Annotated in this window: 11 protein-coding genes; 3 read left to right on the plus strand and 8 right to left on the minus strand. The window is 69.6% G+C overall.

The genetic code is table 11. The features are described from left to right. Window positions 1-67: 67 nt before the first annotated feature. Window positions 68-1,648, minus strand: a complete 1,581-nt coding sequence (locus IO20_RS0126745) for an MDR family MFS transporter (RefSeq protein WP_030554565.1) — start codon at window positions 1,646-1,648, stop codon at window positions 68-70. Between the two features lie 102 nt (window positions 1,649-1,750). Between IO20_RS0126745 and IO20_RS0126750 the strand changes: the two genes are divergently transcribed. After that, window positions 1,751-2,320, plus strand: coding sequence for a TetR/AcrR family transcriptional regulator (locus IO20_RS0126750; protein WP_030554563.1), 570 nt, complete (start codon window positions 1,751-1,753; stop codon window positions 2,318-2,320). Here IO20_RS0126750 and IO20_RS0126755 read toward each other — a convergent pair. Next, complete coding sequence (locus IO20_RS0126755; protein ID WP_051874706.1) at window positions 2,317-3,024, minus strand: M23 family metallopeptidase; 708 nt, start codon at window positions 3,022-3,024, stop codon at window positions 2,317-2,319. The two genes, IO20_RS0126750 and IO20_RS0126755, sit on opposite strands and share 4 nt — an antisense overlap. A gap of 474 nt (window positions 3,025-3,498) precedes the next feature. Here IO20_RS0126755 and IO20_RS0126760 point away from each other — a divergent pair, with 474 nt between their 5' ends. Further along, on the plus strand, window positions 3,499-6,453 hold the full coding sequence (locus IO20_RS0126760) for an NACHT domain-containing protein (protein WP_078946183.1): 2,955 nt from the start codon (window positions 3,499-3,501) through the stop codon (window positions 6,451-6,453). A 69-nt stretch (window positions 6,454-6,522) separates the two neighbouring features. Here the strand turns inward: IO20_RS0126760 and IO20_RS0126765 are convergent, their stop codons facing one another. Next, complete coding sequence (locus IO20_RS0126765) at window positions 6,523-9,045, minus strand: ATP-dependent Clp protease ATP-binding subunit (protein WP_030554560.1); 2,523 nt, start codon at window positions 9,043-9,045, stop codon at window positions 6,523-6,525. A 474-nt stretch (window positions 9,046-9,519) separates the two neighbouring features. Between IO20_RS0126765 and IO20_RS0126770 the strand changes: the two genes are divergently transcribed. After that, window positions 9,520-10,110 carry an SCO3374 family protein gene (locus IO20_RS0126770; RefSeq protein ID WP_030554559.1) on the plus strand — a complete coding sequence of 197 codons (591 nt, stop codon included), beginning with the start codon at window positions 9,520-9,522 and terminating at the stop codon, window positions 10,108-10,110. On the opposite strand, the gene IO20_RS0126775 is transcribed toward IO20_RS0126770, so the two are convergent. The 5 genes from IO20_RS0126775 to IO20_RS0126795 form a co-directional block, all read right to left on the minus strand. Further along, window positions 10,089-10,424, minus strand: a complete 336-nt coding sequence (locus IO20_RS0126775; RefSeq protein WP_030219825.1) for a histone-like nucleoid-structuring protein Lsr2 — start codon at window positions 10,422-10,424, stop codon at window positions 10,089-10,091. The genes IO20_RS0126770 and IO20_RS0126775 overlap by 22 nt on opposite strands. Before the next feature lie 168 nt (window positions 10,425-10,592). Beyond that, window positions 10,593-11,138: an amino-acid N-acetyltransferase gene (locus IO20_RS0126780; protein ID WP_030219827.1), complete on the minus strand. Its 546-nt coding sequence runs from the start codon at window positions 11,136-11,138 to the stop codon at window positions 10,593-10,595. 9 nt (window positions 11,139-11,147) lie between these two features. Continuing rightward, entirely contained in the window at window positions 11,148-11,567 is a 420-nt protein-coding gene (locus tag IO20_RS0126785; RefSeq protein ID WP_030554558.1) for a BlaI/MecI/CopY family transcriptional regulator, read from the minus strand. Between the two features lie 133 nt (window positions 11,568-11,700). Continuing rightward, entirely contained in the window at window positions 11,701-11,880 is a 180-nt protein-coding gene (locus IO20_RS0126790) for a hypothetical protein (protein ID WP_030554556.1), read from the minus strand. Between the two features lie 14 nt (window positions 11,881-11,894). Beyond that, window positions 11,895-12,470, minus strand: a complete 576-nt coding sequence (locus IO20_RS0126795; RefSeq protein WP_030554554.1) for a hypothetical protein — start codon at window positions 12,468-12,470, stop codon at window positions 11,895-11,897. Window positions 12,471-12,496: the final 26 nt, after the last annotated feature.

Here is a 12,496-nt window from a genome sequence, read left to right on the forward strand (position 1 = left end):
GAGGGGGCCGGTCCCCTCCGGGACCGGCCCCCCTTTTTCGTACCGTTTTTTCGTACCCCTGCCGCGATCAGACCGTCTCGGCGACCTTCGCCTGGTCGTCGCCCGCCGCCTTCGGGGCCGGCGCGGGGCCGGCGCCGCGGAGCGCGACCTCCTTGACGAGGAAGGCGAGGGCGAAGCCGAGGACGGAGACCGCGGCGGCGACCAGGAAGGCGCTGTGCGTGCCCGAGGCGACCGCGTGCTGGTAGGCCTCGCGGAGCGCCTGCGGCAGCTTGGCCAGGCTCGCCGCGTCGAGCTGGGCGGTCTGCTCGGTGAGTCCGGATCCGCCGCGCGCCGCCATCTCGTCCTGGACGCGGCTCGTGAAGAGCGCGCCCATGATCGCGACGCCGAAGGAGGAGCCGAGGGTCCGGAAGAGGGTGGTGGAGGACGAGGCGACGCCCATGTCCTTCATCTCGACGCTGTTCTGGGCGACGAGCATGGTGATCTGCATGAGGAAGCCCATGCCGGCGCCGAGGACGGCCATGTAGATCCCGGAAGTCAGCCGGGAGGTGCCGGTGTCCATCTGGGACAGCAGGAAGAGGCCGACCGTCATGAGGGCGCCGCCCGCGATCGGGAAGATCTTGTACTTCCCGGTGCTGGTGGTGAAGCGGCCGACGAGCAGCGAGACGAGCATCATCGCGAGGAGCATCGGCAGGAGCAGCAGACCGGAGTTGGTTGCCGAGGCGCCCTGGACGGACTGCTGGAAGATCGGCAGGTAGAGGACCGCGCCGAACATCACGAAGCCGGTGATGAAGCCGATCAGGGACATCACGGTGAAGTTGCGGCTGCGGAAGATGTGCAGCGGCATGATCGGGTCGCTCGCCCGCGTCTCGACGTACAGGAAGGCGGCGAGCGCGGCGGCTCCGCCGACTCCGAGGCCGACGATGGTGGCCGAGCCCCAGGCGTACTCGGTGCCGCCCCAGGTGGTGACGAGGACGATCGCGGTGATGCCGACGGTCAGCAGCGCGGCGCCGAGGAAGTCGATCCGGGTGCCCGTGGCGCGCTGCTTCTTCGGCAGGTGCAGGACGGTGGTGACCATGGCGAGGGCGACGGCTCCGAGCGGCAGGTTGATGTAGAAGGACCAGCGCCAGCCCCAGTGGTCGGTGATGGTGCCGCCGACGAGGGGGCCGCCGATCATGGCGAGGGCCATCACGCCGGCCATCATGCCCTGGTACTTGCCGCGCTCGCGGGGCGGGATGAGGTCGCCGATGATGGCCATGACGCCGACCATGAGGCCGCCGGCGCCGAGGCCCTGGATCGTACGGAAGCCGATGAGCTGGCCCATGTCCTGGGCCATGCCGCTCAGCGCCGAACCGATCAGGAAGATCACGATCGAGGCGAGGAAGACGCCCTTGCGGCCGAACATGTCGCCGACCTTGCCCCAGAGGGGCGTGGAGGCGGCGGTGGCCAGGGTGTAGGCGGTGACGACCCAGGAGAGGTGTTCGAGGCCACCGAGTTCGCCGACGATCGTCGGCATCGCGGTGCCGATGATCATGTTGTCCAGCATCGCGAGGAGCATCGCGATCATGAGGGCGAGGAGGACGACGCGGACGCTGCGCGGCGCTTTGTCCGATTCCTCTGCTACTGGATTCGCTGTCGCTCGCGCTGCCATCGGTGTCCCCTTACTTGCCGCCCGGCTAGTTACTACACTGGGGACGGTAGACGCGTAACTTGCCGGTCGTCAAGTAAGTTTTCTGGAAAGTGGAGAGCAGCCATGGCCCGAGGCAACACCCGCCAGCGGATCCAGGACGTGGCCCTGGGACTCTTCGCCGAGCAGGGGTACGAGAAGACATCGCTGCGCGAGATCGCCGAGCACCTCGACGTCACCAAGGCCGCGCTGTACTACCACTTCAAGACCAAGGAAGACATCATCATCGGCATCTTCCAGGACCTCACCAGGCCCGTGGACGAGCTGATCGACTGGGCGCGCGAGCAGCCGCGGACGCTGGAGGTCAGGGAGGAGATCCTGCGCCGCTACCAGGAGTCCCTGATCGGCGCGTACCCGCTGTTCCGCTTCATGCAGGAGAACCAGGCGGCCGTCCGCGAGCTGAGCATCGGCCTGACCTTCAAGGAGCGGATGCTCGAACTGAGCGGCCTGATCCAGGAGCCGGACTTCACCGTGCGCGACCGGGTGCGCTGCGTCAGCGCGATCTTCACGCTGCACGCGGGGATGTTCTTCATGGACAACGTCGAGGGCGACCCCGAGGAGAAGCGCGAAGCCGTCCTCGAGGTCGCCCTCGATCTGCTGAGCCAGGCCCACGGGGGGCCGGTGGCGGGAGCTTAGATGCTCACGCCGTGGGACCGCAGGAAGGCGGCCGGGTTCACGGAGGAGCCGTAGTTCGGGGTCGTACGGATCTCGAAGTGCAGGTGGGGGCCGGAGGAGTTGCCGGTGTTGCCCGAGAGGGCGATCTGCTGGCCGGCGCCGACCTTCTGGCCGACGTGCACCTTGATCTTCGACAGGTGGGCGTACTGCGAGTACGTGCCGTTGGTGTGCTTGACGACGATCGCGTTGCCGTACGCGGGGCCGTCACCGCCACCGTTCGGGCCGGCCTTCACGACGGTGCCCGCACCCGCGGCCTTGACCGGGGTGCCGACCGGGACGGCGAAGTCCTGGCCGGAGTGCTTGTGGGACCACATGGCGCCGCCCTGGTTGTAGCTGGCGGTCAGGGTGTACGAGGTGACCGGCTTGACCCAGGACGGGGCCTTCTTCGCGGCGACGGCCTTCGCGGCGGCCTGCTTGACGACGGCGGCCTGCTTGGCGGCCGAGGCCTTCGCGGCGGCGGCCTTGACCTGGGCGGCGACGTGGGCCTGGGTGTCGGCCTGGGCGGCGACGGCGGCCGACGCGGTGACCGCGACCGGAGCGGCGGCGGCGTTGCCCTCGGCGGCGAAGGCGGACCCTGCTCCGGCCACCATCGTCGCTCCCAGACCCGCGGCGGCGAGAGCGACGGCGGTGATACGGGCGGCGGGGTTCATGACGCGCTTCGACATACGGGGGAAAACCTCCGGGAAGTACGGGACCCGACGCGGACGGTGCTGCGCCGGGCTTGCTCATCCTTGGTAACCCGGACCCCCACCCCGGCCAAAACACCCCATCTACGACATCGCGTCGTAGCGATCTCCGGAGAAGTTCAGCTCTTGACGACCCCCGGAGCCCCCCTTCAAATCGGACATACCGGCACAAGAGAATCGGTTTATTCGCATGTCACGGGTGGCCGGAACCGCCCAAAAGGCCGCGCTACGTCCGGTTCGGGACTCCTCGGGACCAAAGCCCCGGCGGTTCACCCCTGAACGTCCCGAATCAACACCAAAGGTCGCCACTATTCCGGTTAGTACCCCTCCAAACCCCTGTGCGCCTTGTCACCAGACGCCGGCCCCGAAAGCGACCTGGGTCACGCAACCGAACCGTCCGGAAGGCCGTCCCGCACTACGCTGACCGCATCGGGGACCCACGGGGGGACACACATGGAACCGGCACTCATCGGCGCGCGCCTCGCCTCTGCGGCGATCAGCCCTCTCCTGAAGAAACTGCTGGTCAGCGACGATCCGGGAGCCGGTCTCACGGGCAAGGCGCCCAAGGTGCGGCTCTCCGGCCTCGTCTCCTTCCACGGTGAGAAGCGCACCCTGACGGAGAAGGACGTCCGCAAGCTCGCCAGGACGCTGGTCGAGCGCACCGTCGACGGTCCGGGAGAGGCGCCGTTCCCCGCCGACGAGACCGAGGCCGTCATCCACACGCTCGGGAGGACGCTCCTGGCCCTCGGCGACCTCGACATGGACGACGTCCAGGCCGTCCGTCTCGGCGACACCGCCCTCGCCCGGCGCCTGCGCGCGGCGGCCCCGGCCCCCGACGGCCTCTCCACCGACTCGGTCCGCTACCTGGAGTCGATGACCGAGTGGGCCTGCCTCCACATCCTGGAGTTCTTCACCCAGCGCTCGACCTTCACCGCCCGCAGCCTCGTCGAGCAGAGCCGGGACCAGACGGAACTCCTCGCGAAGACGGACGAGCTCATCCGCCGCACACCCCGGGCGGACACGCGGGACGCGGAGTTCGAGCGGCGCTACCTGGCCCACCTGGCGAAGAAGCACGGGCGCCTGACGATCTACGGCGTCGACCTGCACGACTCGCCGGACCGCTGGCCACTGGACATGGCGTATCTGTCGCTTGAGACGACCGGGTGGGAGTCCGAGATCGTCCTCGTGGACGAGAGAGGGAACCTGATCCCGCCGGAGCGCGAGCACGCACCCCTCCGCGCCGACCTCGCCCTCACCCGCCACGACAAGGTCCTGCTGCGCGGCCTCGCCGGCTCCGGCAAGACGACGCTCGTCCAGTGGCTGACGGTCTCGGCGGCGGCAGAGGGACAGCCGGAAGGCATGGCGTACCTGGCCGGCCGTATCCCCTTCGTCCTCCCCCTGCGCACCCTCACCCGCCACGGCGAGCGACTCCCCGCCCCCGACCACTTCCTCTCGGCCGCCGGCTGCCCGCTCACCCCGCCCGAGGGCTGGGCCGACCGGGTCCTGGCCGCCGGGCGCGGCCTGGTCCTCGTCGACGGCATCGACGAGATCCCCGAGGCCGAACGCGGCCGGGCCCGCGACTGGCTCCGGGGCCTCCTCGACGCCTACGACGGCAACCGCTGGCTCGTGACCTCCCGCCCCACGGCCGTAAGGGACGACTGGCTGGCCCCCGACGGCTTCACCGAGCTGACGCTCGCCCCCATGTCACGCGCCGACGTCGCCACGTTCGTACGCCGCTGGCACCGGGCCGCGGGGCCGGAGGCGCAGCCGTACGAGCAGCCGCTCCTCGACGCCCTCCGCACCACCGAGCACGTCGCCCAGCTCGCCACCAACCCCCTGATGTGCGGCCTCATCTGCGCCCTGCACCGCGACCGGCGCAGCCACCTGCCCCGAGGCCGCAAAGCGCTCTACGAGGCAGCCCTGTCCATGCTCCTCACCCGCCGCGACCGCGAGCGGGACATGGGCGCCCCGTACGGGATCACCCTCGACGAGGCCCCGCAGATCCAGCTGATCCAGCGGCTCGCGTACTGGCTGACGCTGAACGGCCGCCTCCAGATGGACCGCGCCCACGCGGAAGCGATGATCGCAGAGGCCGTCCCCGCCGTCGTGGAGGCCTCGGGACACGAGCCCGGCAGGATCTTCACCCACCTCCTCCACCGCAGCGGCCTGCTGCGCGAGCCGACGGCGGACACGATCGACTTCGTCCACCGCACCTTCCAGGACTACCTGGCGGCCAAGGCCCTGGTGGACCACTGGGACATCGGCGTCCTGGTCCGCCACGCGACGGACGACCAGTGGGAGGACGTCATCCGCATGGCCGTGGGCCACGCGCGGCCGCGCGAGTGCGCGGAGATCCTCCGCGAGCTGCTGAGGGCGGCGGACCGGGCCGAGGACCGGGAGACCAGCCTGCGCCTGACGCTCCTCGCGGCGACCGCCCTCGAACACGCGACGGAAGTGCCGCCGGCGGTACGGGAGGAGGTCCTGAGCCGTACGGCCGAGGTGATCCCCCCGCGCGATCCGGACGAGGCCCGCGAGCTCGCGCTGGTGGGCCGGCTTGTCCTCGACCTGCTCCCGGGCCCGGAGGGCCTGAGCGACGAGGAAGCCCAGATGGTGGTGATCGCAGCGAGCCACATCACCGTCGACGCTGCCATCCCGTACCTGTCCCGGTTCGCCTCTCACCCGGCGCTGGAAGTCCGGTCGCAGCTGGTCTGGGCCTGGCGGCGCTTCGAAGCCCGGCCGTACGCGGAGGCGGTCGTCGCCCGCCTGGACCCCACCGACCTGCACTTCGTCCTGCAGGACGACCTGCGGGCGGATGAGGTCCTCCGCCTCGGCCTCGCTCCGGAGGGACTGCAGATCGGCAGGGGCGTCTCGTCCACCCGGGTCTCGGCACTGATCGCCCGCTGCGACCTGCGACAGCTGTACCTCACCAGGGGAGCCGAGGACGTGGCTCTGCCCGCGCTGGACTCACTCGGCCGCCTCGAAGCCCTCTCCGTCAACCTTCCCCACCAGACCCCGTGGCGGCTCGGCGACCTGCCGGCCACGGCACCGCTCAAGGAGCTGTACTTCGCCTCACCTCCGCAGGAGGGGACGCGGGGCCTCGCCCGCTACCAGGACCTGCGCCACCTCACCCTGGGGCTCGTCCGCCTCACCCCCGACTCATGGCGGGACCTGGCCGCGCTGACCCACCTCGCGGGCCTCACTGTCGAGGCCGACTCCCTGGACTCCTGCCCCGCCGACGTCGTACTCCCGGCGGTCGTCACCCTGCACCTCCTGCCGGGCAGTCGCAGCTCCCACTCACTGGAACCGGTCGCGGCGGCATTCCCCGCCCTGCGGAAGATCATCGGACGCGGCCTCGTCCTCCACGGAGCCGAGCACCTCCCGCCCGACATCGAGATCGCCCTCTCCTGACCCCACGCAAAGGGGCGGCCCCGGAACCATCAGGTTCCGGGGCCGCCCCTTGTGCTCAGGCGCTACGCCTTACGCGTCCTTCGACAGGTTCGGGCCCGTGCCGCCCGTCGCCTCGATCGGCGGGGCGTCCGGCAGAGCCGTCTTCTCCTCGCCGCGGAAGGTGAACTTCTTCTCCTCACCCTCGCCCTCGGTGTCGACGACCACGATGTGGCCGGGACGCAGCTCGCCGAAGAGGATCTTCTCCGACAGCGTGTCCTCGACCTCGCGCTGGATCGTCCGGCGCAGCGGCCGGGCGCCCATCACCGGGTCGTAACCCTTCTTGGCGAGCAGCTCCTTCGCGGACTGGGAGAGCTCGAGGCCCATGTCCCGGTCCTTGAGGCGCTCGTCGACGCGGCCGATCATCAGGTCGACGATCTGGAGGATGTCGTCCTGGGTCAGCTGCGGGAAGACGATGACGTCGTCCACACGGTTGAGGAACTCCGGGCGGAAGTGCTGCTTCAGCTCGTCGCTGACCTTCGCCTTCATCCGCTCGTAGTTGGACTTCGTGTCGCCCTGGGCGGCGAAGCCCAGGTTGAAGCCCTTCGAGATGTCCCTGGTCCCGAGGTTGGTCGTCATGATGATGACCGTGTTCTTGAAGTCCACGACCCGGCCCTGGGAGTCGGTCAGGCGACCGTCCTCCAGGATCTGGAGAAGGGAATTGAAGATATCGGGGTGGGCCTTCTCGACCTCGTCGAAGAGGACGACGGAGAACGGCTTGCGGCGCACCTTCTCGGTGAGCTGGCCGCCCTCTTCGTAGCCGACGTATCCGGGCGGCGAACCGAAGAGACGGGAAACCGTGTGCTTCTCGCTGAACTCCGACATGTCGAGGGAGATCATCGCGTCCTCGTCGCCGAAGAGGAATTCGGCGAGCGCCTTGGAAAGCTCGGTCTTACCGACACCGGACGGACCGGCGAAGATGAACGAGCCACCGGGGCGCTTCGGGTCCTTCAGACCGGCCCGCGTACGGCGGATGGCCCGCGAGAGGCCGATGACGGCGTCCTTCTGCCCGATGACGCGCTTGTGGAGCTCGTCCTCCGTGCGGAGCAGGCGGCTGGACTCCTCCTCGGTCAGCTTGAAGACCGGGATGCCGGTGGCGGTCGCGAGGACCTCGGCGATCAGGTCGCCGTCGACCTCGGCGACGACGTCCATGTCGCCGGCCTTCCACTCCTTCTCCCGCTTGGCCTTCGCGGCGAGGAGCTGCTTCTCCTTGTCCCGGAGAGAGGCGGCCTTCTCGAAGTCCTGCGAGTCGATCGCGGACTCCTTGTCGCGGCGGACGCCGGCGATCTTCTCGTCGAACTCGCGGAGGTCCGGCGGCGCGGTCATCCGGCGGATGCGCATCCGGGAGCCGGCCTCGTCGATCAGGTCGATCGCCTTGTCCGGGAGGAAGCGGTCCGAGATGTACCGGTCGGCCAGGGTCGCGGCCTGGACGAGGGCCTCGTCCGTGATGGAGACCCGGTGGTGGGCCTCGTACCGGTCGCGCAGACCCTTGAGGATCTCGATGGTGTGCGGCAGCGACGGCTCGGCGACCTGGATGGGCTGGAAGCGGCGCTCGAGGGCCGCGTCCTTCTCCAGGTACTTCCGGTACTCGTCGAGCGTGGTGGCACCGATGGTCTGGAGCTCACCGCGGGCCAGCATCGGCTTGAGGATGCTGGCGGCGTCGATCGCGCCCTCGGCGGCACCCGCACCCACGAGGGTGTGCAGCTCGTCGATGAACAGGATGATGTCGCCGCGGGTGCGGATCTCCTTGAGGACCTTCTTCAGGCGCTCCTCGAAGTCACCGCGGTAGCGGGAGCCGGCGACCAGCGCGCCGAGGTCCAGGGTGTAGAGGTGCTTGTCCTTGAGGGTCTCGGGCACCTCGCCCTTGACGATGGCCTGCGCCAGGCCCTCGACGACGGCGGTCTTGCCGACGCCGGGCTCGCCGATGAGCACCGGGTTGTTCTTGGTGCGGCGGGACAGCACCTGCATGACCCGCTCGATCTCCTTCTCGCGCCCGATGACCGGGTCGAGCTTGGATTCGCGGGCCGCCTGGGTGAGGTTGCGGCCGAACTGGTCGAGGACCAGGGACGTCGAGGGGGTGCCCTCGGCAGGGCCGCCGGCCGTGGCGGCTTCCTTGCCCTGGTAGCCGGAGAGCAGCTGGATGACCTGCTGCCGCACCCGGTTGAGGTCGGCGCCCAGCTTCACGAGGACCTGGGCGGCGACGCCCTCGCCCTCGCGGATCAGGCCGAGCAGGATGTGCTCGGTGCCGATGTAGTTGTGGCCGAGCTGGAGGGCCTCTCGGAGCGACAGCTCCAGGACCTTCTTGGCACGCGGGGTGAAGGGGATGTGCCCGGACGGGGCCTGCTGCCCCTGCCCGATGATCTCCTCAACCTGCTGGCGGACCGCCTCGAGCGAAATCCCGAGGCTCTCCAGGGCCTTAGCGGCGACACCCTCACCCTCATGGATAAGGCCCAGAAGGATGTGCTCGGTGCCGATGTAGTTGTGGTTGAGCATCCGGGCTTCTTCCTGAGCCAGGACGACAACCCGCCGCGCGCGGTCGGTGAACCTCTCGAACATCGTTAATCGCTCCTCAGAGCGGTCAGTCAGTTAGGGGTCGATCCCCTCCCTGTCCTTCCGCAGCTTAGTCCCGCAAGCGGGGACCGCTCATTCCAACTGCCGACATCCGTCCGGATCACCCCCTCTTCCGCGGGGAGACCTGCTGCCGAACAGCCGACAAATGCTCCAACCCGATGGTGCGAGACGATGTTCCCGCAGGCCAAGTAGTTAGCCACGTCATCAGTACGCCGATGGCGAACGTGAGACGCCGAAGCCTGCGACTCGCCCCTCTCCACTAGGAATGTCTTACCCGTAAGGACTGACACTCCATGCGGCGCACCCCGGTTCCCTCCGCTACCAGCGAACACCCTTGCGCTCCCGAATGCACGCGTACGCCCCATCACGGACACATTGCGTGCGCGGCGGCCGACCGAACGTCACTTCGGGGACCCGTCCCGGGCGTAACCAACGCGCCCTCCGCGGAGTTCCACGGGCATGGCCCTCACCGTCCCGCTTCCCCGTACGCCGCCCGACGGCGGGCTCGCGCGGTGGTACGAGCACGAGCTCGGCTGGGCGACGGTGGCGGGCCCGCCGGTGCAGCTGGTCACGGGGCTGCGCTTCGACGTCCTGGAGCTGCCCGCCGAGGCGGGCCGGGGCGTGCTGCGGCGGATGGGCCCGGCGACCGGGCCCGTGGCCCTGCTCGGGCGCCGGATGCGGCTGCTCGTGGCCGCGGGGAGCGCGGAGGAGCTACCGGGCCTGCTCGACTGGCTCGAGTGGGGCGGGATCTCGCTCGACCTCGCGGTACTCGGCGCCGACGGCCGGATGACCGCGCCCCTTCCCCCGGGGCGGGGCGGATCCGGCGCGCCTGGCGCCGCCGTGTGGCTGCGGGCCCCGGCACCGGGCCGCGAGGTCGAGTCCTCGCTGCCGGCGCTGCGGTCCACGCCCTGGGGCGACGCGGGTGCCCCCTGCCTGGTACGTCTCGTGGCAGCCGCCGCCGCGGAGTGCCACCGGGTGCGGCTGCTGAGTGCCCGGGCCCGGAGGCCTGAGGCTCAGCAGCTGCCGCCTCAGCGGTTCGCGTCCTCGTAAGCAGCCTTGATGTCGGCGGGAACGCGACCACGGTCGTTCACGTTCATGCCGTTCTCCTTGGCCCACGCGCGGATCTTCGCGGTGTCCGGGCTGCCCGCCGCCACGGCACGGCCCTTGCCGCGCCCACCGGTGGTGCGGCCGCCGGTGCGACGTCCGCTCTTGGTGTACGGCTCGAGCAGGCCACGGAGCTTTTCCGCGTTGGCGGTGGTGAGGTCGATCTCGTAGGTCTTGCCGTCCAGCGCGAACGTCACGGTCTCGTCCGCCTCGACGCCGTCGAGGTCGTCGACAAGAAGGACCTGAACCTTCTGTGCCACCGGATTTCCTTTCATCGAAAATGCAGTACGCGGAAAGGAAACCGCTTTTCCCGGAAAAACACAAACCCCTGGCAGAGGTTCAGAACCTCGGCAACGCGGGAAACGTGCGCGATTCGGACATAGGGTTCCGTGCGGCGTTCCATCTGGCGTTCAGGGCCGGGTTCCGCGTCACAGGTGCAGAAGCATCCGGCTGTTGCCCAAGGTGTTCGGCTTCACTCGTTCGAGACCGAGGAACTCGGCGACTCCCTCGTCATAGGAACGGAGCAGCTCGCTGTAGACATCTCCGTCGACCGGGGTCTCGCCGATCTCGACGAAGCCGTGCTTCGCGAAGAAGTCGACTTCGAAGGTCAGGCAGAATACCCGCCGCACCCCCAGCCATCGGGCGGTGTGCAGCAACTTGTCGAGCACCTGATGTCCGACACCGGCTCCCTTGAACTCCGGATCCACGGCGAGAGTGCGCACTTCGGCAAGGTCTTCCCACATCACATGGAGGGCGCCGCAGCCGACGACGGTGGCGTCCTCGTCGCGTTCCGCGACCCAGAACTCCTGGATGGACTCGTAAAGGGTGACGGTCGCCTTGTCGAGCAGGATGCCGCGCCGGACGAACGGTTCGACGAGACGCTGGACCGCGGCGACATCGCCGGTGCGTGCCCTGCGTACGGTGACGGTTTTTGCGGAGGCCCCGGAAGCGGCCCGGGAAGCAGACGGCGACATGGGGGGACGCTATCGCTCCTGCGCTCCGGTGCCTTCGGCGCCCTGCTCGGGCGGGGTGGCGATCGGGTTGTCGCGCTGGACGATTCGGATGGCGTCGTTCAGGGCTTCGCGCTGGTCGTGGGACATCATCCCGAAGAAGGCGATGAGCGCCGCCGCCGGGTTGTCGCTCTGGGCCCAGGCCTCGTTCATCAGCGCGGCGGCGTATGCGGCGCGGGTGGAGACCGCCGTATATCGATAGGCGCGGCCTTCGACTTCTCTGCGGACCCAGCCCTTCTGATGAAGATTGTCCATGACGGTCATGACGGTGGTGTAGGCGATGGACCGTTCCCGCTGAAGGTCCTCCAGAACTTCCCGGACGGTCACCGGACGGTTCCATTGCCAGACGCGCGTCATGACGGCGTCTTCGAGCTCTCCCAAAGGACGGGGCACAACGTCACTTTAGTGCGCAAAACGCCGATAAGGGGCTATTGAGGGAGACAGACACAGCAAAAGGACGTACGACCGTGAAGGGTCGTACGTCCCGGGTGGCGCGGTGCCGTCGGCATGATCCGAACGGCAGGCCCTAGGAGGTGGCGGGGCCGTCCGCCTGGCGGGTGGCCTCGGCGCGGGCGAGGGCGGCGTCCACGACCGCGTCCTCCTTGGCCTTGTTCGGGCCGCCCTGGCTCTTGACGATCGTGACGACGAGGCCGATGAAGAACGCGGCCATCACGACGGGGGGCAGGAGCGCGGATACGTAGTCCATGCCGACCAGAGTAGCTATCCGGCGGCCCGTTCCTCTGGCGGGGGCGGGGGTACGGGCCGCCGGCGCGGCGGGAAGACCTCGGAGGGCTTCGGCACCGGGCGCTCGGCCGGTGCGGGTGGCGTCGGCTTGGGCTCGTCGGCCGCCGCGCGTCCGCCGGGAAGGGCGAGCAGTCTCGCCCTGGGGGCGGTGGTCCGGACGGGGGTCTCGGTGGCCTGGGAGACCCGCGCCAGGCGCGCGCGTACGGAGCGCTCGGCGAGGGTCTGGCAGCGGGCGAGCAGTCCGGCGGCCCTGGGGTTGTGGCGCAGCGCGCGCAGGGCGGCGAGGTCGTCGGCGGCGGGATCGTACCCGGCGGCCAGCGCGTCCTGGAGGAGCCCCAGGTAGCCGCTGAGGGAGCCGGGGAGCGCCTCGCGGTAGCGGGCCAGGTCGTCGAGGAGGAAGGCGCGCAGTCGGCCTGCCTCGCGTACGGCCTCGTCCACGGCTTCGGCCAGGTGCAGCGCGTCCCGGACGTCCTCGTCCTGGAGGGGGGCGGGGTGGAGGGCGATGGCGAGGGCACGGCGGAGCACACGCAGCTCGTCCGCGCTGAACGCCATGCCGCCGCGGGATCCGTATGGCGTGG

This window comes from Streptomyces exfoliatus, assembly GCF_000725545.1.
Classification (GTDB): Bacteria; Actinomycetota; Actinomycetes; order Streptomycetales; family Streptomycetaceae; genus Streptomyces; species Streptomyces exfoliatus.